Below are 25,015 nucleotides of genomic sequence, written 5' to 3' on the forward strand. Positions count from 1 at the left end.
TCCCTCGCTCACCACTTAGCACAAGAGTTGACTTTCGTTTATAGCTCTCTAAAAGCGGATCGTAACATGGTGGCATCACAAACAAGTCATCTAGCTTATCGACTTCATTTTCGGATGTATAAGTTGAAAATGGATATTCATGAAGCCCTAATTGCTTGTAAAATTGGCCAAATTCCATTAGTACGTTTCCCTCTTTGATTTAATTTCGTTATCGATTCTTGATCGCGCAACATTAATTATTTATGCGACATACAGATTGTGCTGTACGATCGGTCGTTGCACTGAGGCACCACCTGCTCGATGTGTCAGCGTTGCTGTGGAATTTGCTTTTTAGAGGCTCTAGCTAAATTAGCTAGTTTAATAAGCTTACCTATTATAATTTAAGCTTTCCCTGCGTTGCTCAGCGTTTATTATTTATTCATTAAACCTAATGTTTAACCGTTAAGCAAGGATATTTTTCGCTCACACAGCCGCTATTAACCTGAGCAGTTAAGCAGGTTAACTCTTTGATTTGATGCAGCAAGCAAGGCTGCTAACTCGTTCGCACTATTTTATTTGTCGAAATATCTGAGGTTATCCCTCCGATACAAAGGACAAGGGGGAAAATCTTAACTTCAGACATAAAATACTTTGGCTGACCCATTATCAATATTTTGCTTATCAGTAACAGTCTAAAACAATAAGGTAAACAAATAACCCCTACTTTTAGCTATTACTTAGTTTGATTTCTAACTAGCACTTACAAACTCAACAGCCCTTTTACCCTTCCTAAAAAAACGCGAATGTTTCTGATTTAAAAGCGCTGCTGATTAATTACTTGATCAAAAGCCACCACACCATGCGGTATTTTTAACCAAACCGTAACGGGGGTTTACAGCACTCTAGTGAATGCAAAGCTGTTTGTTTAGCAAAAAATTACTATTACCATCGCCTAGTATAAAAGCACTGCAGTTAAGTCTTATTTTTTACTTTATATTCAACGGGGTAGCTATATTGTTTTGAAGTGCTATTCTGATATATCAATTTGTAATTAATGCCGTTTTAATTAAGGATACTGGTCGTTGTTTTTTATTAAACCTAAGTTTATTTACAGCTCTTGCTCTATTTACAAACCTAAAATATCGTTTTCATTATTTTTTGTGCTGCTGTGTTTGCCATTTTTTGCAAATGCTCAATTTGTCATTGGCATAGTAGGAAAAACTAAAAACGATAGCTTTTACATTCAGGCGTACAAAGGTTGTACCGAGTTTGCAAAGTCGCAGCCTGACGTTACCTGTAAATATGATGGGCCTGATGATTATCAAGATATTCGAACCCAAGCTTTAATTATTAATGACATGATGAAAAGTGGGATTGATGGTTTATTAGTTTCAATATCAGATTCTGATTATTTGGTAGAGAGAGCCCTTAAAGATTTATTTGAAAAAAACATTCCTGTTATTACTTTTGACTCAGACTTATTAGCAAAAGATCACCAGTACAGGCTCGCTTACGTTGGTACTGATAATTTTGACTTTGGTGTTGCGTTAGGCAATCAATTAAAGAATTTAGTAAGTGAAGAAAATAAGCGTGTTTGTATTCAATCTGGCCATCCTACGGCACCAAACTTAAATAAAAGAATCGCAGGTGTTAGGTTTGCGCTTTCTGGGCAAAGTAGTCAGCGCTTGTCGGGTGAAAATGGCTGGAGCGAGTATAACCGCTGCCCTCTTTATAGTTTAGGAAAAAGGGGTGCCTCGTTAGAGCAAGTAAAAAGCCTTACTAAGATGGACAAGCCTCCTGCATTTGTTGCTGTTGCCGGCTTTGCGCAATTTAATACTGAGTATATAAACTTGATGACACCCTACAAACATAAACTTGATTCAAAAGAACTTGTTATTGTTTCAGCAGATACCGAAAAAATACAATTAGACGCACTTAGCAAAGGGTTATCTTCATCAAACGCTGGTCAAAATCCATATGAAATGGGGCGACTCAGTGCGCAGTTAATGTATGACGTAATTAAGCATAATAAAAAGCCTGCAAAAGCGTTTTATTTTTTAGACTTTCATTACTGCCAACAAAGCAATGCCCAAACATGTACTGTAAATTATTAATATTTAACCTCAAGCTGGTAAAACCTTCACTTTAAACACCCTATTTTCCATGCGGTATTTTTACCCAAACCGTAACGGGGGTTTACAGTAACGGCTTCAAGCCATGATGCTTCTACTGTACTTTATTAACTGATAAGGTGATTAATATTGAGAAGTAAAATTGCGTTTTAGTAACGATTTAAACAGGAGTCATTAATGGCAACTACACTGGCGTTTGATGTATACGGTACGCTTATAAACACTCATGGGGTGGTGTCGTTACTTGAAAATATGGTTGGTGATAACGCGCGCGCATTTTCAACTACTTGGCGTGAAAAACAACTCGAATATTCGTTTAGGCGTGGCTTAATGCAGAACTACGTGCCGTTTTCGGTGTGTACTGAGCAGGCGCTTGATTATGCGTGTTTACTGCACAAGGTAACTTTAAGCGATGAGCAAAAAGCACAGTTGTTAGCCCGATATAAAACCCTACCCGCATTTGATGATGTTAAAGCAGGGCTTGAGAGCTTAAAAGCACAAAACTATCGGTTATTTGCGTTTTCTAATGGTGCGGCCAGTGCGGTAAATACCTTGCTCGAAGCCGCAGGCATAAGTGAGCTTTTTGAAGGCGTAGTGAGCGCCGATGACATTAAAACTTTTAAACCCAACCCAGGTGTTTATAGTCATTTTTTACGTCAGGCACATTCAACCGGTGCTAATACGTGGTTGATATCGAGTAACCTGTTTGATGTTATTGGGGCGTTATCGCATGGTATGCGTGCTGCGTGGATACAGCGCTCAAGTGAGGCTATTTTTGATCCTTGGGAAATAACGCCTACAACAACGGCGTGCGATTTACATGATTTAAAAACCAAGCTGGCAAGTAATAACGAATGATTTAGTTGGCAGGTATTAAATTATAGGGATTGGAGGGCTAGGTTTGCGCTTACAAACCTAGCCGTTTTTTAGTCTTCAATTGCAATAGCAATTTCTATCTCGTTACTGCTTTTATAGTACTCAAAGTCGCTAGTGTAGGTGCGGGAATAACGGCAATCGTCTGAGCTAAAGTATTGCCAAATTTCGCCCCATAAATCGATTACTGCATCGGGCATTTCACCTTCACCTTTAAATACCAAATAACGCCCCGCTTGGGTGGTTACTTTTTTAGCTTCAGGGAGTTTAATTGATAAATTATCGCAGCAGGCAATTACGTCAAAGTCCCCAGTGAGATCGCTTTCGTAATTAGTATACACACCATACACTTTGGTGTTTTCTGTAAGGCTGTTGGCAAACTTTTCACCAAATTTTTGCCAAAGTTCAGCTATATTTGCAGTGCCAGCATTCATTTCATTGGCGTTGCAGGTTCTTACTTTTAAGCCGATTAAGGTCTGACTTGCTAGTTGCTTTACTTCCATCATGACGTCCTTTAGCGTTAATACAAACACCAACGTAACAGAAAAACCGCCAATACTTTAAATATTGTATTAAATATTTCATAAATAATGATTATTAAGCTCAGTTGCGTGTTTTTTGCTCACATTTAAATAGGTAGTAATGGCTAAACATAGCTTTGCTATCGCTAAAATAATTTACTTAACTTTCTCTTTTTTAAGTTTATTTTTTGCATGTAATGCTTGTCGTTTAATAGTGAAGTTTATCGATTTTAGTTAAAAATATACGACAAGCTTATTAGCTCTAATTTAAAAAAAGTTGCTATCTAATCTTTTTTCATTATTGTAAATGGAAATCATTATCATTAAGATCCTTGCACCTAAAAAGTGTACTCAAGGAATGTTGATGTGTCTCAATCTCAAGTGTTAAATATTAATACCATTGAAAAACAGGCTGTATTTGAACAAAGCGGCTTGCCCCCACAATTCAATTTAGAGCAGTTCATTAATTATCAGATAGCGTCATTGCAAGGGTTGTCGGCAGTTCAGCAAGCGATGGCTAAAGCCCAAAAGCCATTTTCAGGTGTGTCGGTAAATGCGTTAGCAGAAGTCGTAAACGATGTTGATTTATCACAGCCATTGGCTGACTTTCCGGCGGTGCTTGAAGAGCTAAAAGGCGTGTATTTAGATCATGCTGTGTATTTTCATCATCCTCGCTACATGGCTCATTTAAACTGCCCTGTAACCTATCCTGCTGTGGTCGCCGAACACATTATTGCCGCTATTAATACCTCGGTAGATACGTGGGATCAAAGTGCAGGCGCGACGTTAATTGAGCAAAAGCTGATTGATTGGACATGTCAAAAAGCAGCATTGCCAAGCACTGCCGATGGAGTATTTACTAGTGGCGGCACACAATCAAACTTAATGGCAATGTTAGTTGCTCGTGAAGTGGCTGTTAGCCGCTATGCGCCAGAACATCAGGTAAAACTTCAGGGCTTACCAGCTGTTGCCTCGCGCTTTAAAATTTACTGCTCTGAGGTGGCCCATTTTAGTATTCAAAAAGCAGCGGCGTTACTGGGCTTAGGTTACAACTCTGTGGTGCCGGTGGCTACAAACAGCGAGATGCAAATGGATATGCAGGCACTTAAAACCGCCATAGCAACAAGCAAAGCGCAAGGTGATTTACCCATTGCAGTGGTTATTACCGCAGGCACAACCGATTTTGGCTCAATCGATCCAATCCATAATATTGCCATGCTGGCTAAAGAAGAGCAGCTATGGTGCCACGTAGATGGCGCTTATGGTGGCGGTTTGTTGGTAAGCGAGCACCACCGCAATGCGCTTAATGGCATTGAGTTGGTTGATTCAATAACGATTGATTATCACAAATCATTTATGCAACCGGTTAGTTGTAGTGCCTTTTTATTAAGCGACAAACGTCATTTTAGCCACATTACTTTGTATGCCGATTATTTAAACCCATTAGCTGAGGCGGGAAATGGCACGCCTAATTTGGTTGATAAAAGCCTGCAAACCACTCGCCGTTTTGATGCCTTAAAGTTATGGCTAACACTGCGCACCACTGGAGAAGCACCGCTTGGCCGTGCGTTCGATAAAGTTATTGGTCTTGCGCGCCAAACGCATATTGTACTTAACGACCACCCCGACTTTGAAGTAGTTAACTACCCCGAGCTTAGTGCCTTGGTATTTAGATTTGCCCCTGATGATTTAAAACATGACCTTGATTTACTCGACTCTTTAAACCTGCATGTACGACAAACGTTTTTAAAAACCGGTGAAGCCATGATTGCCCGTACAAAAATAAATGGTCGTCATTATCTTAAATTTACATTGCTTAATGCGCAGTGCCAATTATCTGATGTACGCGCTGTTATTGAGCAAATTAGCCACATTGCATGGCAAACTTATAGGGAAATTGCATAATGGATAATCAACCTTACGATTTTATAGCTATTGGCCTTGGCCCATTTAACTTATCTTTAGCGTGTTTAAGTGAACCGCTCGAAGATGTAAAAAGCCTGTTTTTGGAGCAGCGCAGTGAGTTTGATTGGCACCCTGGAATGATGCTGGAAGGCGTTACATTACAAACTCCGTTTATGTCGGATTTAGTAACCATGGCAGATCCAACCAGCCAATATAGCTTTTTAAATTATGCCAAATTGAATAATCGCTTATACCCGTTTTATATTCGCGAAAGCTTTTTTTTATTGCGCCGTGAATACAACTTATATTGCCAATGGGTTTGCTCGCAGCTTTCAAATGTTAACTTTGAACAAACAGTCACTCAAGTTGAATTTTGCCCGCAAAGTGAGTGTTATACCGTTAGCTGTAACACCCCTAATGGTATGCAACATTATGTGACTCGCCGTATTGTTTTGGGCACAGGGCCTGCACCGTATATTCCTGATTGCGCTGTGCAAAGTAACTCAAATAACGTAATGCACAGTAGCGATTTTTGTCATCGGCTTGATGAATTAAAAGCGGCTAAACGAGTTACCGTGGTAGGGGCTGGGCAAAGTGCAGCAGAAATTTACCACACCTTATTGCAGCAAGCAGTACCGCAAGGTTTGCAGTTAGATTGGATAGCACGCTCACCGCGCTATTTCCCGCTTGAGTATACTAAGCTCACCCTTGAAATGACCTCTCCTGAGTATGTAGATTACTTTTATAATTTAAAAACTGAGCAGCGAGATTGGCTCAATCAAAACCAAAAAAATCTATTTAAGGGCATTAACGGCGATTTAATTAACGACATTTTCGACACCCTCTACGCGCAAAGCCTTGATGGGCCAATTTCTACTACATTTAAAACTAACAGCAGGCTAACAGGTACTCAAAAAGTAGGTAAGCGTTTACTGACTGAGTTTTATCATCAGGAGCTTGAGCAGCCCTTTTCAATAGAAACCGACTTTTTAATTTGCGCCACGGGCTTTAAATATCAGCGCCCTGCTTTTTTAAATAATATTGCCCACCAATTACCCCAAGATGAGCAAGGTCGTTATTTAGTGAGTCGTGAATATGCGGTAGATAGCGAACAAAAACGTATTTTTGTACAAAATGCCGAGCAGCATACTCATGGTTTTGTAACTCCAGATTTAGGTATGGCTTGCTACCGTAATAGTATTATTTTACGTGAAATTTTAGGTTATTCGCCTTATCAGGTTGAGCAAAAAATTGCTTTTCAAAACTTTGATTTAAGCGATGTCACCCTATCAACACAACAGCAGAGTAGCGCCGCATGAGTCTTCGTTTAGCGCTAATTTTGCTGACGGTTATTTCGGTGGTATGCGATACCTTGTTGCTACCGTTTTATCCGCAATTTTTTGCTAGTGAATTTGCTATTAGTAACGCCACTCTAATCGGCCTCTTTGTGGCTAACTGTTGTATTACTGTAATGCTGGCTTTACCGCTATGGGCTAAGGTCGCTAAAAAATACAATGAATTGGCTTTATGGTTAGTAACCCAAGTAGTAGCCGCTGGTTTTGGCCTGCTTTGCTACTTTGCGACCAATGTATGGGAGTTTTGGATTTACTACCAACTAATGTTGGTGCTAAAGGCAAGCTACCTTCTTATATACCCATTTGCACTGCGATTAGAGCAGCAAACTAAGCATTTATCTATTATTGGTTTGTTTTCTGTATTGATGCATTTTGGTGCGATTGGTGGTGCTTTAATTGGTGGTTATTTCTTTAGTTTAGCAGAGCCACGCTATGCGTTATTACTCAGTAGTGCCGGTGACCTAGTTCAGGTTTTATTATGCGCCTACTTAATGTATTCATTAAAAACAGGTATTTATCAGCAAGCAATAACGACTGAAAAACCGCGAGAACGTATTCCCTATTTTATTTGGCAATTTTGCTTTTTAAGTGTGGTGGTTTATTTTAGCGCGTTTTTAATTCGCCCCTTCTTTACTACTCATTGGCAAGCATTAAACGAGCAAAGCAGCACCTTACAAAGCGCTGTTGTATACGCCATTCCTGCTTTTGCAGCGCTTGTTATGCTAGTTTTTAACCATTTCAGGCAGCATTTACCACTGCCAACATTAAGCCGCACGAGCACTTTGTTATGTGCACTTATTTTGGGGGCGCTTGGGCTTTATTTACAAGCGCAGGAGTCGGTGGGGTTAGTGATTTTATCACGTGTTTTATATGGTTTTGCGCTATTTCAAGTGATGGTACTACTAGAGGTAATGCTATTTGCTAAAAGTGAGCCTGCACATTACGGCAGCGACTTTGCCAAAGTGCACATTGCTCAAAACATCGGGGTTATTTTAGCGTCGTTACTAGTGGGTATGAGCGTAGAGCATCTTTCAACAACGGTTGTGTTTTACTTTGCTGCCATTGGCTTTGCAAGCCTTGCCTTTATTTTGCTTTGGCGGGTTAAGGCTGTTGCTCGAACTGCGCGTTCAGCGTCTTAGTTTTTAAGATTTATTGGAGTTTTTATGTATTTTTCATCTTTTGTAACCACCCTACAGCATACCGGTAAAGTGACGATGCGGTTATTACAACAAACAGATATGCCAACTGTTTGCGATTGGCTTAAGCAACCGTATGCGCACTTTTGGGGGATGCAGCAGCAAACCGAGCAACAAATAACTAAAGCGTATCAAGATATTTTTGTTACGCCTCATCATCAGGCATATGTGATCGAGCAAAATAATAACCTATTGGCTTTAGTTGAGCTTTATAGCCCTGAGCACGAAAGCTTAATGAAAGCGGCGTACGAGGTTGAACCGAATGATGTGGGTATGCATATTTTATTAGCGCCTAACACGGCACCTAAGCGCCATTTTAGTTTTGAAATGATGCAGTGCGTGCTGCAAAGTATTTTTGCTCAAAACAGTGCCGCCCGTGTTGTGGTTGAGCCCGACATTGCTAATAGTAAAATTCATACGTTAAATAAGCGTTTGGGATTTGTGCACACCCAGCAAATTCAACTAGGCGAAAAAGCCGCTTATTTAGGCTTTTGTGACAAAGCAGCCTTTGATAGGCACAGCCAGTTATTTACTGATTCGTTAGCGCCTTTGCAAACTGACTACGTGATACGGCCACATTGGCAATGGGCAAACCGACATTTACAAGCTAAAGCACTGACTGAGCTCGTGCACGAGCGTTTATTGGCTGCAGAGACAACAAAGCAAGGCTTTAAAGTAAACGTTGAAGGCGGTTATTTTATTTTTAATGGCCGTGCTATGGCACTGAATCATATAGATATAGACGAGCCAAGCCTATGCTTTTACAACCTTAACGAAGAGCTGCAGCCGCTAGATGTGTTGCACTTTTTTAGTATGCAAGGGCCTGCGCTAGGTTTAACGGGTAAGCGCCTTGCCACCTACCTTGAAGAGCTAAATGCTACTTTAGCCAGTGCGTGCTTTAAACGTGAAAATAACACGTTAACAGCGGCGCAGTTAGCTAATTTAGGGCTGCAAAAAATAGAAGCCGCAATGAGCGAAGGGCATCCTGCCTTTGTTGCTAATAATGGCCGCATTGGTTTTAGTAAAGCTGACTTTTTACGTTATGCGCCAGAAGTAGGCAAACCGTTTAAAGTACTGTGGTTAGCAGCGCATAAAGCGGTATGCGACTTTGCCCATAGTGAATACTTTGCCGATTACCCAAGCCATATAAGTGATGAGCTAGATTTAACCACCCGAGATGCTTTTAACAAAGCGCTAAAAGCTCAAAACCTAAACCCCGATGATTACTTACTTATTCCTGCTCACCCTTGGCAGTACCAACACAAATTGAGTGTGGTATTTGCAAATGAGTTGGCAAATCAGCGATTAGTGTATTTAGGTGAAGGTGACGATTTATATCAAGCGCAACAATCAATTCGGACATTATATAACTGCTCGCACCCGAATAAGCCGTATTTAAAAGTGGCGTTGTCTATTTTAAATATGGGATTTATGCGTGGCCTATCGCGTGCTTACATGGCGGTGACTCCTGCCATTAACGATTGGGTATTTGCTAAGGTTAGCCAAGATCAACAACTCGCAGGCGCTAATTTTACAGCGCTTAGAGAATACGCCACTTTAGGCTATGCCCATCATACGTTTGAGCAAAGCGCGCTTGGAGATACACCCTATCGTAAAATGTTTGCCTGTTTATGGCGAGAAAACCCAAACCATAATTTAAATAGTGATGAACAACTGACCACTATGGCTGCGTTATTACACTTAGATAACAATGGCCAAAGTTTAGTGGGCGAATGGATAGCACAAAGTGGTTTGAGCTCGCAGCAGTGGTTACGTGCCTACTTTAATGCCTATTTAATTCCGCTAGTACATTGCTTTTACGCGCATAAATTAGTGTTTATGCCCCACGGCGAAAACCTCATTTTAAAGCTTAAAAATTCGGTGCCAGTGGGCGCATATATGAAAGACATAGGTGAAGAGGTTGCTTTACTTAATAGCACTGAAGTATTGCCTGCAGGGGTTGAACGTATTCATGTTTCTATGCCTAAAGAACTTGAGTTATTAAGTATATTTACCGATGTATTTGACTGCTTCTTTAGATACTTAGTGGCAATTTTAGTGCGAGAAGAGCGTATTACAGAGCATGACTTTTGGCAGTGTGTTACGCAAAGTGTTAAAGCGTATCAACATGCTAACCCTGCTTTAAATGAGCGATTTAAAGAGTATGAATTTTTTAGTGATGAGTTTGCTCACTCTTGTTTAAACCGCTTACAGTTAGGTAATAATGAGCAAATGGTTGATTTAACCGATCCGGCGGGTAGTTTGCAGTTTGCTGGTAACTTAAACAACCCCGTATCGGCAAAGCTGTATGGCTAAACCGATTACCCTTGCGCAGTTTTTATATTGCCAACAACCCGTGCAACGAACTTTTAAACCGAGCTTATTATTAGTGCGCGCTTTAACTGTTCGTTGTAAGGCGCAGTACCCTACTGCGCCTAAGCAATTTATTAGTCGGCATTTGTATTTACAGCTTTGCTGGCAAGCTGTTTACGCTTATTGCTATTGGTTTGCTTGCAAGCAAAGTACGGCTGATCCCATTAACATGCCGTTAGCGGTATATGGCGCTTATTGTCGTGGCTTTAACCTGAATAATGGCGTGTTAGTAAGTAAAACTGAGCAAACCAAAGCGTTTACTCATTTTATAAGCCAAGTTGGTGAATGGGTAAATACCGACTATGCACTTGGTAAAAAAGAACAAGCTCGGTTATTACTCGATTCATTAAGTAGCGCCATTGAGCGAGCTCATAGCTTAGACCTTGCTACTACTTTACATATCAACAATTGCCATCGTCAGCTGCACACCCTTATTTGTGAACACTTTAATCTTGATACGCCATTTACTGAAAAACCCCAGCGTTTAACCTGTTGCCGCTATTATTTAGCCGGTTATAGCAAATGCCAAACCTGCCCTAAAAAGGATATTAAAACCAATGAACCAACGTCTTAAAACGATTGATCTTGCGCGTGGTGCGAGCGTTTTTATTATGATTATTGTGCATACCTTATGGATGTATGCCTCCACGACGCTTCAAAGTGAAAGCGCATTTGGTACGGTTGTGCATATACTTGGCAAAGGCACCGCCTCGTTTTTAGTGGCAATGGGGCTATCTATGGCGCTTTCGCGCAGGCAAACACCCTTGCTATTAATTAAGCGTGGCATACAGCTTTTACTGCTTGCTTATTTAATGAATGCGGCCAAGTTTTGGCTGCCTATTGAAGTATTTAATACCATGCCTGAGGCATTTATAAATGCTTATGGCTGGCAAAGTCCGCTCAGTGCTGGGCAGTTACAATTTATGGTGTTAACAGGTGATATTTTACAACTGGCTGGAGTTAGCTTATTGCTGTTTGGTGTGCTTAATATTGCCCGTTGGAAAACAATATGGATTGCGGTTTTAGCCATTGCAATTGCAGTTATGAGCCAGTTTGTGAGGGGGCAACAATTTACGCTTTCACCTTATATTAGCGATTTGTTTTTTGCTAATAACTATCAGGTGTATTTTCCGGTATTTCCTTGGATAAGTGCGATATTAACGGGGAATGTACTTGGTCGTTTATATCTTAGTAACCAACAAAATGCCGATTACTTATATAAAGTATGTGCACAACTCGGTGCTGCTTTACTTGTTATTGGCGGCATATGGTTAGCCATTGATTTTAAAGGGCAGTTTGGCAACTTTTTCCATTTAAATGGCGGCGGTATTAGCTATTTAATTGGCTTAAATTTATGTGCACTAGCGGCTATACAGTTTATTTTTGCTGATAAATATAATGGCCCTATTACACGTGCCCTTTTATATGCCAGTAAACATGTAACCGCGCTCTATGTTATTCAATGGGTACTTATTTGCTGGTTTATGGGGGCGCTTGGTTATCATACCCTCAGCCTTTGGCCGACACTTTGTATGATGGTACTGATGACTTTACTTACTTTTGCTGTGCACAAGGTTTATTTAAAAAGCAAACAGAGCCTCACAGACATTACGCAAAAAGCTAAACGTACAGCTTAAGCTGTAAAGGGGCTTTACGGGCGCTGATTTAGGTGCCCTAGCCTGCTTTTATCGCATCAATAACGCAATGCATACGCTTTGCTAACGGCCTATTTCGGTGATGGCACACATAAATATTTTCGCTAATTGGTTTGGTTAAATGATGCGTTTTAATAAGCGCAGGTTTATTAAAAGCACTTACTGCGTGTGCGGGTAAAACCGTAAAACCCAGCCCTAAACTTACCGGCTCCAGTATTAAACTTATTTGGTTAGAAAAACCTGTTTGCTTAATTTGATCAACATGTTCAAATTCACTGTAGTTTTCGCTAAGTAAAAGCTGCGCGTGGTGTTTTGCATCGGGGTGGCCAATAAAGCCAAGCTCACATAAAACCTCCCACGTTGGGTTTTCTATATGTGCGGGCGTTACTAATAATAGGGATTCTTTACCAATTTTGTGGCTGGTAACTTCACTAAGGGTAGGCGCTTGAGTTAAAAAGCCAATATCGGCACTGTGATTGGCCACCGCTTGTTCAACACTGGTATTTGGAGCAAAGCGGTAATCTATAATTAGCTCCTTGTGCTCTACTTGCAGTGCTAATAGTTGATTGTAAAACTGCAGCCCGCAACTGCCTGGCGACTGTATTTTAACTAAACCGCTGTAAGGTGAATCATCTTTTAATTGCTGCTGTAAAAACTGCCATTCTTTGAGTAACTGACTACCCTGCTGATATAAATTTTGACCCTGAACGGTAAGGGTAAATTGTTTACCGTGGCGCTCAAGCAAGGCGCAATCTACTTGCTGCTCTAACTTTTTTATATGTTGGCTTACGCCTGACTGGGTCATATAAAGGCGCTCGGCGGTTTGGGTAAAATGGTTTACCTCAACTAAAGTACAAAACGTGTTTAACCATGTAGGATTTATCATTACAAAATATACTCAAAATGATGATTAATGATAATTTTACTTAATGTTGGTCGGTTCGTAAACTAACTCCATCAACTAAACATAGTTAAGTAGGAGTATTTATTATGAGTCATACATATCCACGTAGTTTTTCGCACATTGGTATTTCAGTACCGGATGTTGAAAAAGCCGTAGAGTTTTACACTAAGGTGATGGGCTGGTACACCATAATGGAGCCTACCGTGATCACTGAAGACAACAGCCCAATTGGCGAAATGTGTACCGATGTATTTGGTCCAAATTGGGAAAAATTCAAAATAGCGCATCTTTCAACAGGCGACCGAATTGGTGTAGAAATTTTTGAATTTAAAGACCAAGAAAACCCTAAAGATAACTTTGAATACTGGAAAACTGGTATCTTCCATTTCTGTGTACAAGACCCAGATGTAGAAGGCTTAGCGGATCGTATTGTTGCTGCAGGTGGTAAAAAACGTATGCCAGAGCCACGTTACTACTACCCTGGCGAAAAGCCGTACCGCATGATCTACATGGAAGACCCGTTTGGTAACATCCTTGAGATTTACAGCCACAGCTACGAGCTTATATACAGCGCTGGTGCTTATTAAAAGCACTAGCTGAAAGCATTTAGCTACAAACAAAGGCCGCAGTATTTATTACTGCGGCTTTTTGTGTTTAAAAAGAATACATGATCTAAATGAGTTAGTGCTAATAACTCGGCTTTAAGTCGAAATTTTTATTAGCATTAAGGGCAATTATGGAGACTTGATTGAAAGCTATAACCTAAGCTAATTATAAAAAGGAGATATTAGCTGGAGCAGGTTACATGACTCATATCGAAAGTATGCGTTAAACCATCAGGATTTTTATCAATTACTATCAGGTCATTCTTTTCAATGTAAAACGTGTATTCGCGCATCCAATTTAGTTTAGCAATTTGCTTTAGCTCATAACGGCCAAATGCTAGCGGGCAATTTAAATACGCATAATGGTAGGCTTTCCCCATTGCTCCAGGGTCTGCGGTGTAAATATAAATAGTACGATCAGTAAACGTGCTTTGTTTGTGAATATAATCAGGGGTTGATAATGAAGAACCATTGAATAAAATCCCTAAACATAAAAAAGGAATTTGTATTAAAGCGACTAATGTAAGAATGATAAAGAACAACCACTGGGCTATTTTATTTTTAATTATGCTTTTAATTTTTTCAGGTTTGGTGAAAAGCAGTATTAAACCCGTAATTACCAACACCAATTTTATATAAAGTAGATGATGGCTTAATGTATCCATAAGCCGTGGAGAGTGCCAATTTAATCCCCAAAGCGCTCCACCATGCATGCTCTCCAAAAAGGGTAACAATAAACATGCTGAAATAAGAAAAATAACTACCGAGCTATTGTTGCCGCTTGTATCCATTGATTCTTGTCCTTTCAATCCAACTGGATTAGCTGTATTTGTAGTGTGATATTTATAACATGTTTTAAAATGCAGCGTACCTAAAATATCATAATGCAGACAGCTATTTATACGATTAAAGAAACTGTAAAGGGGGTTAACAGCAGCGGCATTAATTATTTTTATAGTTTAAAACAACCGATTATTTCACGCCTTTTAATTATTAACACCTAAATTAGACATACGCTAGCCTGTTCGCTTACATCACGTTAAGATGGATGAAAATAACACAATAAGAACAATATAATGTTAACAAAAACAAATGCATTAATTTACTTTTTAGCCTTTAGCAGTGGCTTTAGTATTATGGGAATAGAGCTGTTAGGTGGGCGAATTTTAGCACCTTACTTTGGCAGTAGCGTGCATATTTGGGGCAGTATTATTACTGTGTTTATGCTTAGCTTATCATTTGGATATTTACTGGGAGGTAAGCTGTCTATTCGTCATCCTTCGCTAACTAAATATGGGTTAATTTTTTTAGTCGCCAGTATTATGGTGGTGCCAATTGCATTGTTTGCTGAGCCAATTATGGCATTTATTTTTTCGCATATTGAAGACAGCCGCTACGGCTCGTTACTCGCCTCAACCGCGTTATTTTTTATACCTACCATTATTTTAGGCATGATCTCGCCTTACTCGGTACGTTTGCTGGTTACCAATAGTGAGCGCAGCGGCCAAGTGGCTGGCGGGCTTTATTTTGTCAGTACCTTAGGCAGTGCACTGGGCACCATTATTACCTCTTTTTATATGGTACTGGCGTTTGATGTTAACGCCATTATTTTAGGTTTTGCTGGGGTGTTGGGCACACTTGGCTTGATTGCTATTACTTTTGATAAACTTAGAGTACGAGAGGCCGTTTATGCTCAAGCTTAAATTATTGTTTATTTGTATTATGGCGCTGCTATTTTCAGCTTACAGTATGAGTAATGTTGTCCATAAAGAGCGTTCTTTATATCGAAATTTATTAGTTGAAGAAACCGGTGACTTACGCTGTTTAAAGTTTGATGAAAAAACCCGACAAAGCAGTCAAAGCTGTATGTATATCAGCGACCCTAAAAAACTGGTATTTAATTATACTAAGTTGGCTTTTTCTAGTTTGTTACTGATTGATAACCCTAAAAATGTGCTCATTATTGGTTTAGGGGGCGGTACGCTTTCTAATATGATTCATGAGCTATATCCAAAGGCACACATTGAAAATGTTGAAATAGATCCCGCAGTAATTAAAGTGGCGCGCGATTATTTTAACTTTATAGAAACCGATAAGGTAACTGCTAAAGTGCAAGATGGGCGTATTTTTATTAAACGTGCGGCGCTTAAAAAGCAGCAATTTGATTGGATTATTTTAGATGCATTTAATGGCGATTACATTCCTGAGCACTTACTCACTAAAGAGTTTTTTGAAGAAATAAAAAGCGTATTAGCCGAAGACGGAATTGTTGCTGCTAACACGTTTTCATCAAGTAAACTTTATGAACATGAGTCGGCAACCTATCATGCGGTATTTGGCGATTTTATTAATGTAACAGCCAATAATAATAGTAATCGTATTATTTTAGCTGGTTATAGCAATATCCCTACAGAGCAACAAATAGCGCAGCGGGTGACGCAGCTAGCTCCGTTACTTGCCCCTTATGACGTAGATATAAAGGCAATTAGCCAGCGTATGTTTTTCACTAAAGATGGTAAAGATTGGCCAAGTGATACTAAGGTGCTAACCGATCAATATTCTCCAGCTAATTTACTTAACTTTTAGGGGTTGTTACATGGTCACTTATATCCGGTGACCGTTACTTTATTAAACAGATAATATTTTAAGGAAACGGCAATGCACATTCACTTTATTATTCATGAACATTTTGAAGCACCAGGCGCTTATGAAGCTTGGGCTAAAATGAATGGCCACACGTTGTCTTATACCCGTATTTATTTAGCTGATCCCTTACCTCAGCACACCGATGATATCGATTTTTTAATCGTAATGGGTGGGCCACAATCCCCCGCTACATCGCTTGCAGAATGCCCTTATTTTGATAGTAAAAAAGAACAAGCCTTTATTGCCAGCGCGATCACTGCAAACAAAGTGGTATTGGGCGTTTGTTTGGGGTCACAATTAATTGGTGAAGCGTTAGGCGCGGCCTATCAACCCAGTCCAGAAAAAGAAATTGGTAAGTTTGCGATTACCCTCACCGATACAGGCTTGAATCATCCTTTATTTAGCCATTTTGGTAGTGAGCTTAATGTAGGGCATTGGCATAACGACATGCCAGGGCTAACTGCTACAGCCAGTATTATTGCCTATAGTGAAGGTTGTCCAAGGCAAATAGTCGCTTATAGCGATTTAGTATTTGGTTTTCAATGCCACATGGAATTGACTACCGAGGTGGTTACCCTCCTTATTGCCAACGATGATTTAAGCAATGCTCATAATTACTGCTTTGTTGAACAGCCCGAAAAGCTCTTAAGCCATGACTATAGTGAAATGAACGCTAAACTTTATACTTTTTTAGACAAGCTTGCTGCGCATTATTTGTCTAAATAAAACTTATTGACGTGAAGCTAAAATACCAATTATTTACTTAGCCTGCTAACTAATGCTAAAATTTGCTGGATATTCACAAGCAAGAGTTCCTATGAGCAGCACTATTCCTTTTCATGAAACACTCGATTTAACCTTATGCGGCAATATGGGCCGAGTGCATCGCTTATGTCGAGAAGCGGTGACATTGGCGGTTGAGCCGCTAGGTTTAACTCAGTCGCGCTGGACGGCAATGATCCACTTACATCATTTACCTTTAGGGGCAACACAACAAGCGTTGGCGACTAGCTTAGGTATTGAAATGCCCTCATTAACGCGCACCATTAAGCAATTAGAGCAGCAAAATCTGGTTATTCGACAAGTTGATGAGCACGATAAACGCAGTAAAAAATTGTACTTTACCGATGAGGGTATAAAGTTATTAGAACACTTAAAAGAGCTCACAAGCGATATTAAACAGCGTTTATATGCAGGCTTAAGCACGGAGCAGCTTGACGGTATGGCGCATAGTTTAGTGCAAATGGAAGAAAATGCGCGGCGTTGTATTGCAAGCTTATCTGGAGATAAATAAGTATGACACCCGATCAAAAATTTGCCCGCTACGTTAAAGTATCGCTCGTTGGTTTTATTGTTGTATTTTTCTATTATATTGTTGCCGATGTATGGCTGCCGGTTACGCCACAAGCACGGGTTTACCATCCGGTTGTGCAAATATCGCCGCAAATAAACGGCCGTGTTACTGATGTATTGGTCAGCAACAATCAAACGGTTAAAGCGGGTGATGTATTATTTGAAATAGACAAAAACACTTACCAACTAGCACTTGAGCAAGCGCAGCTCGCGCTTGATGATGCCAAACTGCAAAATAAACGCCTTGATACCAATGTAAAAGCGCTGGAAGCACAAATAAGTGCAGCTAACGCTAAATTGCATGAGCAGCAGCTATTAAAAAAGCGTGGCGAAACACTCTACAAACAAAACTCTATTTCGGAGCAAGAGCTTGAAAGCATTCGGGCTAATTTTGCCGCAAGCCAATCTAATTTAGCTGCCTTTGAAGCACAGTTGGCAGAAGCTGTTTTAGCGCGTGGCGATTCAGGACAAGATAACTTAGCACTGCGTCATGCGGCCAATCAGTTAGCCCAAGCTGAGCTTAATTTATCTTATACCCAAGTGCGCGCTTTAAGTGATGGCGTTGTGGCTAATTTACAGTTACTTGAAGGTTCCTATGCGGTTGCGGGTAAGCCATTACTCGCGGTTGTGGCAAAGAAAGCGGATTTGGTGGCCGATTTTCGTGAAAAGTCACTATTAAATATGCAGCCAGGCAGTTTAGCAAAAGTGGTATTTGATAGCCGACCTGGTGAAGTATTCGACGCTAAAATTGAAACCTTTGAAGCAGGTGTTAGTGACGGGCAACTTAGTGCGAATGGATTACTTAGCACCACCGAAACCAGCAACCGCTGGGTTCGCGATGCCCAGCGTCAACGTATTCATTTAGTGCTGCCAAATAACACTCAGCTTATAAATAATATGCCCAGTGGTGCGCGTGCTACTGTGCAGTTACTTCCGCAATCGGCTGTAGGTCAATGGTTGGGAACAGTACAGATCCGTTTTATTAGTTGGTTACATTACATTTATTAGTGGGGCGAGTAATGACACAACATGTTAGCCAAGCGCCACAACTCGATTCAAATGGCTTACGCCAAGCGCTACGTATTGCCGGTGGCTGTACTATTGGTTTTACTTTGTGCAAGTTAATGAATTGGCCCAATGGAATATTTTTTACAGTTTACCCTATGTTATTACTCGGTTTAGTGCCAAGTATTAACAAAGATGTGATTCGCCAATTTGTTGCCAGTGCTGCCTACAGTGCGTTTATAGTACTTATTTTACAGGGCTTATTTTCACACTTGCCGGTGTTAATGACGCTCATTATTTTTGCTAGCTTTTGTATATTGTTTTACTTAATGAGCTCTGGTGGTGCGTTTTTATTTGGTGCGTTAGGTGCGGTGAGTTTATCGATTCAGTTACATTTTGCCAGCCATATTGATCAAGGTAGTAGCATTTACCCGCTTATTTTAAGTAATGGTGTGGCTATTTTTATTACTATTATTATTGCGCTCTTGATGCATGGCTTGTTTCCTGATGTGACAGCGCGACCCATGCGCGCTGTACCGCACAAGGATAAAGAAAGTATTCGTCACGAGGTTTTGTTATGTGCCACGGTTGCGACTTTGTCGTTTGTGGTTTTTCAGGTGCTTGATTTGCAAGATTCAATTTCGGCGCAAGCGGCATCTATTTTAATTTTATTTTCGTTGTGCTTTAAAGCGGTGGGCACCGCAAGTTGGCAACGTATTATTGGTACATTGATAGGCTGTAATGCTGCATTGATTTCGCAATTAGTGCTGTATAACCATACCGACTTTTTGCTGTTTCCAGTGGCTATATTATGGATATTATCGTTTATATTCAGTCGATTTCATATTTTAGGCGGCGGTCCACCGGGTGTCGGATTTGGGGTATTAACCACCTTTGGGATTTTATTTGGTCAATCGTTAGGCCCAGGGCAAGATTTAGTATACAGCGCTTTATATCGGTTTAGCTCGGTGGCTGTTGCGGTAACGGTAAGTTTAAGCGCGGTGTATGTAGTGCATCGAATTCTTAACCGATTTAGTGTCACTCGCCATCATACCTATGACTAAATTAAAGGCTGCATTCGCAGCCCTTTTTATATGCTTAACCAGAGTTACTTAAGTTATAGCTTAATATTACCGCGGAGAGCTTTGGTTTGGCCGTGTTTGGTTTTTTTATCCATACGCTTACGCTGTGAGTTACGGCTAGGTTTGGTGGCTCGACGTGCCTTATTAACCTTAGTGGCGCTTAAAATTAGATCTTTTAGCCGTTTTAGCGCATCTTCCCTATTGAGCTCTTGAGTGCGATGGCTCTGGGCTTTAATGACCAGCACTCCTTCTTTAGTTATTCTTGAGTCGTTTAAAGCAAGCAGCCGCTCTTTATAAAACTCGGGCAATTTAGAGCGGTTAATATCAAAGCGTAAGTGTATAGCACTGGCTACCTTATTAACATTTTGTCCGCCAGCGCCTTGCGAACGAATAGCGCTTAGCTCTACTTCCCATTCATCAATGGTTACGCTGTTCGAAATAGTTAACATAGTGCCCCGCTCTTTTTGCAAAAAATGTATTATAACATCAGTACATTGACTTGTGGTGAATCAACTTAAACACACAACTGAGTTAATAATAATTTATAAATTTACGCTTTGTATTGGCAATAGCCGTTAATTAGTTTTTAATTAACGTTACTTTACTATTTGGAAATGCTTAATGAAAAAATTACTGTTATCAATTGGCTTATTAGCTATGAGTTTCTCAAGCCTTGCACAAGACATTAACGAAGGTCAATTACAAAGCTACATGAAAGCATTACCTGCTGTTACAAGTTGGGCCAGCAATCAAGCGTCGTTAAAAGGCTTAGATTTAGCAAGTATGCTGGGTGCATCGGCAGATCAAACGGTTACTGAACAAAGCTCGTTAGCCAACAGCGCACTTAGCATGATCAAACAGCAAGACTTATATAAAAGCTTTGCCAATGTAACCGGTCAATATGGTTTTACGCCGGAACAATTAATTGCTGTAGGGTCTGAAGTTTCAATGGCATACATTGAAAACTTGAAATCAGGTTTATCAGATGAACATAAAGAAACCGCCAATAAATTAATGGGTGGCTTACAAAGTATGCAAAGTAGCAAAGACAAAGGTGTTAGTTCATTAATGGGAGCGTTTGGCAATGCATCAACTGCTGCACAATCGGCAGAGCCTGTAGTCAGTGAAAATAACCTAGCACTTGTGAGCGAATACATGCCACAACTTAAAAAGCTGTTTTCAATGTTGTAAAAGTTATTGTTTAGAGAGGTGGCATTGGCGACCTTTTTTATACTTACTTTCCTAGTCTCATGTATTTTAAGTTTAAACAATGGCCTCAGTTTTAATGCTGTAAACCCCCTTTACGGCATAGTTACTACATAACTCTTTAGCTCAAAAATAAACCATAATTTTACTAACGTTTAAGCTACGTTTTGTTTGCCGCTGGGGTTAAGTTGGCTGTTTTTCGCTTGTTATCATTTAATACGGATCAGCCATTTATCAACTCAACTAGTAAATGACGAGGTATTTACTTTTAGTTAGCTTACTTTTGTTTGTTTATTAGCCTTTTTTAAATTCATATTCTGCTGAGTTAGTAAAAAATCGGTTTATTTTAGTAATTTTTAAACATAGTTAGTAAAATCGTGATCCTTACATTATTTATAAATAAACTTATTATAAATCAGCTTGTTAAGTTTTTGGTTTATAAAGTTAAAAACGATAGCGAGTCTAAAAGAACCACATGCTAATAGTTAATAATAAGCTTAAAGTGTAGCTATATAGCCGTTTTGCAGCGGTTATTATTGTTTTTTTAGCTGCCTTACATCAGATCAGTATTTAACTAACTAAATTAAATATCCATTTTATCTAAATACAAATAAGAATTACTATCTTTTGTATTTGTTGGCGATATAATACGGCCATCTTTTTTAGCTATGTTTAAAAGGAATTTGCAGTTTATGCAGGCCTACAACCGTCTTTTAGACTCTCCACCACCTGTTTTATCTAAGTTAAGCTTTTTTATACAGCGCTTTAACTATGAATTAGCGGTTTTATCGCGTTTTTTTATCGCCATTGTGGGCGGGTATTTTTTTACTGCCGTCAGTGTGTCGCTGTTAAGTGTTGTGGTGCCGGTCTCTAAAGTTGACGCGGTTCTTTTAAGTGTCTCTGCGAGTATTTTAATTTATGCACTGGTGTTTATTTATAGTTTTTATCTTCAGTCGTTAAAAACAGTTTGGATCAGTATTTTACTAAGTATTGCAGTGCAATTTTTTACATTGTCGTTAATGAAGGGATGGTTATGAAAGGGAGTTTTTTTCGCTCAATGACCTGGTTACATACGTGGGTAGGTTTACTCGTGTGTTGGTTACTGTATTTAATATTTTTTGCAGGCACTATTAGCTTTTTTAGAGATGAAGTGAGCTTATGGAATCAGCCAAGTATTCATAATATTGAGCAGCAGACAGACCGTATTGGCGCGCAAAAGCAACAAATAATAACTGGCGTTGAGTATTTAAATGCTCAAGCCCCTAATGCGCCTAATTGGCGGATAACCCTTCCTGAAGAGCGTATACCTTATTTAACGTATGGTTTTGCAAAGCCAAAAGAGCCTGGACAGCGCAGGGCATCGTTTAATAATAGTCGTTTAGACCCAAATACCATGCAACCTTTACCGCCTTTTGTAGATACTCGAGGGGGTAATTTCTTTTATCGTTTGCATTTTGACTTACATTATATTGATGTAAAAACAGCACGTTGGATAGTCTGTTTTGCTAGCTTGTTTATGCTTATTGCGCTGATATCAGGGATAGTGATTCACAAACGTATTTTTAAAGATATGTTTGTTTTTAGAGCTAATAAAGGCAGCCGTAGCTGGTTAGATGTGCATAATTTAAGTTCGGTATTTGCCTTACCGTTTCATTTAATGATTACCTACACCGGGATTATTACTCTGATATTTATGCTGTTTCCCCACCCTGTTAATACTGTTTATGAAGAAGGTATGACTGGCTTTTTTAAAGACTTTTCTCCTAGTAACCCCATTAATAATAAAGCAAAGGGCGAAGCTGAACTTGTGCCTATGAAGACTATTTTGGATCAGGTTTATACTAAGTGGCCAAACGCCGATATAAACCGTGTAATGATCAGTAACCCTAACAAAGCGGCTGCCACGATTATGGTATTGGTAAGCCCTGGTAAGGCGCTGCGTGATCAAACTCCGCGCCTTATATTCAATGGCGTAACGGGTGAACTCATCGCACAAACTGATGATGAACTCACCGGCAGTAAAGCGCTGTATGAGTCTTTAAATTCAATGCACACTGGGCGTTTTGCAGAGCCATTACTGCGCGGTTTATATTTTTTAGGCGGCATTGCTGGCTGCATTATGATAGCGACAGGCTGCATAATGTGGGCTAAGCGCTTACGCGAAAGAATGAAAAAAATACTCAGCCATCTTGGGGGCTAAAGCTAGTTGAAGGGTTAAATCTAGGAACATTGATGGGACTGCCCTTGGCTACATCGGCTTTCTTTTTGGCTAATCGTTTACTCAGTAAACAGGTTGCTGAGCGCGCGGATAAAGAAATACTCGCTTTCTTTTTAACTTGGCTATGTGTGTTCATCATTGCCTTTGTAAAGCGTGACAAGCTGCAATGGTGTGTTATGGCGGCTATAAACAGTATTGCCTGTTTTAGTGTGCCAGTGGTTAATGCGCTCACCACTGAAGGTAATATAATTCAGTATTTACGTAACGATCAGTGGGCTTTATTCATGTTTGATAGTTTGTTTTTACTGTTCGGTTTACTGTTTTTGTTACAAACCGAAAAATTACGTACTGGGCTGCAAACTAAAAAGCGTCTACACATAAGTACTCAGGAGCAAAAAATATGATTACCTTGCTGCCATTTAGTTTATGTTTAATTGCTTTTAACTGCTTTGCGCTAGCTAAATATAATCATTTTAAGGATGTTTTTAATAAGCGCCCTACTCAACAGCAGCGTTTAATTTTATTGAGTGTTGCTTGGATCAGTATTTTACTAAGCTTGCTACTTTGTGTGAACCAGTTACAGGGTTATGGCGGTTTACAGTTTTGTGGCTATATGACGTTAAGTGCCTTAATTGTAATGATTTTTTATAGTTTTTTGGTGAGGTTAACTAAGCTTTTTAATTTACTTATATTAGTGATTTTGGCCATGAGTACGTTATTTTTTGGTTTAAATGGGCTTTAGTTAGTAAAAACCTGATCTCAAACAATAGCTAAAATTGAGCTAAAAAAATGGCAAGCCATAAGGCTTGCCAATAATAAAGGGGGATTGTCATTATGTCTTCACCTGCCTGTCTCTTTGCAAGTGAGGCTAATATAGTCCTACTTTATTTAGTTTACCTTACAATAAGGTGAACGTTTTATTACAACCTAGGGGCGTGTAAACCCCCTTTACAGCGGTTTTTGATTTACCCAAATAATCTCATCAGTTGCAAAACCAAGCGCTTTTACTTGGCTTAAAAAGTGCTGCTTAAGCTCTTTGCTTACTGTTGGTGTGCGTGATAAAAACCACAAGTAATCTTTGCTATAGCTTGTTATAAAGGCATACTGATAATCAGGCTGGTCAAGTTCAAAAATAATATAGGCGCCATAAAATGGGCCAAAAAAAGATACTTTAAAATGCCCTGTATCGGTATTTTCAACAAATTTAGCTATGCCTTCAGCTTGGTCCCACAGCTGCTCTTCACTAATAAACCCTTTGTTTAATACCTTTACCGTTCCATCATTGTTAATTGAGTAGGTGGCTGTTACTTGTTCCATTCCTTGTTCAAATGAATGGTCTAATCGAGCTATTTCATACCACTTGCCTTGATATTTTTCTAAATCAAAGTTTTTAACTGGGGTTATTCCTTCAGGAGCGCTGGTACAGGCACTGAGTAAAAACACGATGGTAATAAATAATGCAGCTTTAAAAGCGAGTTTCATGTTGTTTCCTTTTCTTTAGAAATTGCTATAGGATCGCTTTAATACTAAAGCAATTTAAAGAACTTAGCATGAAAATTTGGGTTGATGCTGACGCTTGTCCGGTGGTAATAAAAGAAATTTTATTTAGAGCTGCAGAGCGTACGCAAACAGAAACAATACTGGTTGCAAATCATGCCATGCGCATTCCACCATCAAAATTTATTAGCCGACTGCAAGTGTCATCGGGCTTTGATGTGGCTGATGATGAAATAGTAAAACGCATTGAAAAAGGCGATTTGGTGATCACTGGGGATATTCCGCTGGCAAGTGAAGTGATTGATAACGGCGGCCAAGCGCTTAATCCGCGAGGTGAGCTTTACACCACTGAAAACATTCGCTCCTTACTAAATGTACGCGACTTTATGGATACTATGCGCTCAAGCGGCGTAGAAATGAGTGGCGGGCCGCCTCCGTTAAGCCAAAGTGACAGACAAAACTTTGCTAATAACCTTGACCGTATTTTAGCGCAAAATAAGAGTAGTTAAG

General features: G+C 39.7%; 24 protein-coding genes and 1 pseudogene. 20 read left to right on the forward strand and 5 right to left on the reverse strand.

What is annotated here, in order from left to right; genetic code table 11:
- Positions 1 to 1,061 precede the first annotated feature (1,061 nt).
- Positions 1,062 to 2,093, forward strand: a complete 1,032-nt coding sequence (locus tag P20439_RS00350) for a substrate-binding domain-containing protein (RefSeq protein WP_008463890.1) — start codon at positions 1,062 to 1,064, stop codon at positions 2,091 to 2,093.
- 195 nt (positions 2,094 to 2,288) lie between these two features.
- Positions 2,289 to 2,969 carry a haloacid dehalogenase type II gene (locus P20439_RS00355; protein ID WP_008463891.1) on the forward strand — a complete coding sequence of 227 codons (681 nt, stop codon included), beginning with the start codon at positions 2,289 to 2,291 and terminating at the stop codon, positions 2,967 to 2,969.
- A 68-nt stretch (positions 2,970 to 3,037) separates the two neighbouring features.
- Here P20439_RS00355 and P20439_RS00360 read toward each other — a convergent pair whose 3' ends face one another.
- Positions 3,038 to 3,487: a GyrI-like domain-containing protein gene (locus P20439_RS00360; RefSeq protein WP_008463892.1), complete on the reverse strand. Its 450-nt coding sequence runs from the start codon at positions 3,485 to 3,487 to the stop codon at positions 3,038 to 3,040.
- A 384-nt stretch (positions 3,488 to 3,871) separates the two neighbouring features.
- Between P20439_RS00360 and P20439_RS00365 the strand changes: the two genes are divergently transcribed.
- Genes P20439_RS00365 through P20439_RS00390 form a run of 6 tightly spaced genes read left to right on the forward strand, consistent with a single transcriptional unit; the run spans position 3,872 to position 11,971 of the window.
- Positions 3,872 to 5,410: an aspartate aminotransferase family protein gene (locus P20439_RS00365; protein WP_008463895.1), complete on the forward strand. Its 1,539-nt coding sequence runs from the start codon at positions 3,872 to 3,874 to the stop codon at positions 5,408 to 5,410.
- On the forward strand, positions 5,410 to 6,729 hold the full coding sequence (locus P20439_RS00370; protein WP_008463897.1) for a lysine N(6)-hydroxylase/L-ornithine N(5)-oxygenase family protein: 1,320 nt from the start codon (positions 5,410 to 5,412) through the stop codon (positions 6,727 to 6,729). The genes P20439_RS00365 and P20439_RS00370 overlap by 1 nt, the downstream gene beginning before the upstream one ends.
- On the forward strand, positions 6,726 to 7,904 hold the full coding sequence (locus P20439_RS00375) for an MFS transporter (protein ID WP_008463899.1): 1,179 nt from the start codon (positions 6,726 to 6,728) through the stop codon (positions 7,902 to 7,904). The genes P20439_RS00370 and P20439_RS00375 overlap by 4 nt, the downstream gene beginning before the upstream one ends.
- Positions 7,905 to 7,928: 24 nt before the next feature.
- Positions 7,929 to 10,277, forward strand: coding sequence for a GNAT family N-acetyltransferase (locus P20439_RS00380; RefSeq protein ID WP_008463901.1), 2,349 nt, complete (start codon positions 7,929 to 7,931; stop codon positions 10,275 to 10,277).
- Positions 10,270 to 10,908, forward strand: a complete 639-nt coding sequence (locus P20439_RS00385; RefSeq protein ID WP_008463904.1) for a hypothetical protein — start codon at positions 10,270 to 10,272, stop codon at positions 10,906 to 10,908. Before P20439_RS00380 ends, P20439_RS00385 begins: the two co-directional genes overlap by 8 nt.
- On the forward strand, positions 10,892 to 11,971 hold the full coding sequence (locus P20439_RS00390) for a heparan-alpha-glucosaminide N-acetyltransferase domain-containing protein (RefSeq protein WP_008463906.1): 1,080 nt from the start codon (positions 10,892 to 10,894) through the stop codon (positions 11,969 to 11,971). The genes P20439_RS00385 and P20439_RS00390 overlap by 17 nt, the downstream gene beginning before the upstream one ends.
- Before the next feature lie 37 nt (positions 11,972 to 12,008).
- Here P20439_RS00390 and P20439_RS00395 read toward each other — a convergent pair whose 3' ends face one another.
- Positions 12,009 to 12,875: a LysR family transcriptional regulator gene (locus tag P20439_RS00395; RefSeq protein WP_008463907.1), complete on the reverse strand. Its 867-nt coding sequence runs from the start codon at positions 12,873 to 12,875 to the stop codon at positions 12,009 to 12,011.
- A 104-nt stretch (positions 12,876 to 12,979) separates the two neighbouring features.
- Between P20439_RS00395 and P20439_RS00400 the strand changes: the two genes are divergently transcribed.
- Positions 12,980 to 13,480: a lactoylglutathione lyase family protein gene (locus tag P20439_RS00400; RefSeq protein WP_008130525.1), complete on the forward strand. Its 501-nt coding sequence runs from the start codon at positions 12,980 to 12,982 to the stop codon at positions 13,478 to 13,480.
- Between the two features lie 200 nt (positions 13,481 to 13,680).
- On the opposite strand, the gene P20439_RS00405 is transcribed toward P20439_RS00400, so the two are convergent.
- Complete coding sequence (locus P20439_RS00405) at positions 13,681 to 14,289, reverse strand: hypothetical protein (RefSeq protein ID WP_008110799.1); 609 nt, start codon at positions 14,287 to 14,289, stop codon at positions 13,681 to 13,683.
- A gap of 285 nt (positions 14,290 to 14,574) precedes the next feature.
- On the opposite strand from P20439_RS00405, the gene P20439_RS00410 reads away from it, so the two are divergent.
- The 6 genes from P20439_RS00410 to P20439_RS00435 all read left to right on the forward strand — a co-directional run bounded on the left by P20439_RS00410 (position 14,575) and on the right by P20439_RS00435 (position 19,566).
- Positions 14,575 to 15,201 carry a fused MFS/spermidine synthase gene (locus P20439_RS00410; RefSeq protein ID WP_008110797.1) on the forward strand — a complete coding sequence of 209 codons (627 nt, stop codon included), beginning with the start codon at positions 14,575 to 14,577 and terminating at the stop codon, positions 15,199 to 15,201.
- Between the two features lie 19 nt (positions 15,202 to 15,220).
- The gene (locus P20439_RS00415; RefSeq protein ID WP_374750610.1) at positions 15,221 to 16,084 is read left to right on the forward strand and encodes a spermidine synthase; all 864 of its coding nucleotides are present in this window, start codon (positions 15,221 to 15,223) and stop codon (positions 16,082 to 16,084) included.
- A gap of 72 nt (positions 16,085 to 16,156) precedes the next feature.
- On the forward strand, positions 16,157 to 16,870 hold the full coding sequence (locus P20439_RS00420) for a type 1 glutamine amidotransferase (RefSeq protein ID WP_008463913.1): 714 nt from the start codon (positions 16,157 to 16,159) through the stop codon (positions 16,868 to 16,870).
- Positions 16,871 to 16,961: 91 nt separating this feature from the next.
- Positions 16,962 to 17,438 (forward strand): MarR family winged helix-turn-helix transcriptional regulator, encoded by a 477-nt coding sequence (locus P20439_RS00425; RefSeq protein WP_008110790.1) that lies wholly within the window; start codon positions 16,962 to 16,964, stop codon positions 17,436 to 17,438.
- Positions 17,439 to 17,440: 2 nt separating this feature from the next.
- The gene (locus tag P20439_RS00430; protein ID WP_008110789.1) at positions 17,441 to 18,505 is read left to right on the forward strand and encodes an HlyD family secretion protein; all 1,065 of its coding nucleotides are present in this window, start codon (positions 17,441 to 17,443) and stop codon (positions 18,503 to 18,505) included.
- Between the two features lie 11 nt (positions 18,506 to 18,516).
- Positions 18,517 to 19,566, forward strand: coding sequence for a DUF2955 domain-containing protein (locus P20439_RS00435; protein WP_008110787.1), 1,050 nt, complete (start codon positions 18,517 to 18,519; stop codon positions 19,564 to 19,566).
- A gap of 53 nt (positions 19,567 to 19,619) precedes the next feature.
- Here P20439_RS00435 and arfB read toward each other — a convergent pair whose 3' ends face one another.
- Positions 19,620 to 20,033: an alternative ribosome rescue aminoacyl-tRNA hydrolase ArfB gene (gene arfB / locus P20439_RS00440; protein WP_008110786.1), complete on the reverse strand. Its 414-nt coding sequence runs from the start codon at positions 20,031 to 20,033 to the stop codon at positions 19,620 to 19,622.
- 172 nt (positions 20,034 to 20,205) lie between these two features.
- Here arfB and P20439_RS00445 point away from each other — a divergent pair, with 172 nt between their 5' ends.
- From P20439_RS00445 to P20439_RS00460, 4 genes and pseudogenes are all read left to right on the forward strand, one after another.
- The gene (locus P20439_RS00445; RefSeq protein WP_008110785.1) at positions 20,206 to 20,775 is read left to right on the forward strand and encodes a hypothetical protein; all 570 of its coding nucleotides are present in this window, start codon (positions 20,206 to 20,208) and stop codon (positions 20,773 to 20,775) included.
- A gap of 707 nt (positions 20,776 to 21,482) precedes the next feature.
- On the forward strand, positions 21,483 to 21,827 hold the full coding sequence (locus P20439_RS00450; RefSeq protein ID WP_008110784.1) for a hypothetical protein: 345 nt from the start codon (positions 21,483 to 21,485) through the stop codon (positions 21,825 to 21,827).
- Positions 21,824 to 23,412, forward strand: a pseudogene (locus P20439_RS00455) (PepSY-associated TM helix domain-containing protein). Before P20439_RS00450 ends, P20439_RS00455 begins: the two are co-directional and overlap by 4 nt.
- Positions 23,409 to 23,750 carry a DUF3325 family protein gene (locus P20439_RS00460; RefSeq protein ID WP_008110782.1) on the forward strand — a complete coding sequence of 114 codons (342 nt, stop codon included), beginning with the start codon at positions 23,409 to 23,411 and terminating at the stop codon, positions 23,748 to 23,750. Before P20439_RS00455 ends, P20439_RS00460 begins: the two are co-directional and overlap by 4 nt.
- A gap of 206 nt (positions 23,751 to 23,956) precedes the next feature.
- Here the strand turns inward: P20439_RS00460 and P20439_RS00465 are convergent, their stop codons facing one another.
- A complete protein-coding gene (locus P20439_RS00465; RefSeq protein WP_008110781.1) occupies positions 23,957 to 24,490 on the reverse strand; it encodes a lipocalin family protein in 534 nt (177 codons plus the stop codon).
- Positions 24,491 to 24,558: 68 nt separating this feature from the next.
- On the opposite strand from P20439_RS00465, the gene P20439_RS00470 reads away from it, so the two are divergent.
- Positions 24,559 to 25,014: a YaiI/YqxD family protein gene (locus P20439_RS00470; protein WP_008110780.1), complete on the forward strand. Its 456-nt coding sequence runs from the start codon at positions 24,559 to 24,561 to the stop codon at positions 25,012 to 25,014.
- Position 25,015 lies beyond the last annotated feature (1 nt).

Source organism: Pseudoalteromonas sp. BSi20439 (genome assembly GCF_000241165.1).
Taxonomy (GTDB): domain Bacteria; phylum Pseudomonadota; class Gammaproteobacteria; order Enterobacterales; family Alteromonadaceae; genus Pseudoalteromonas.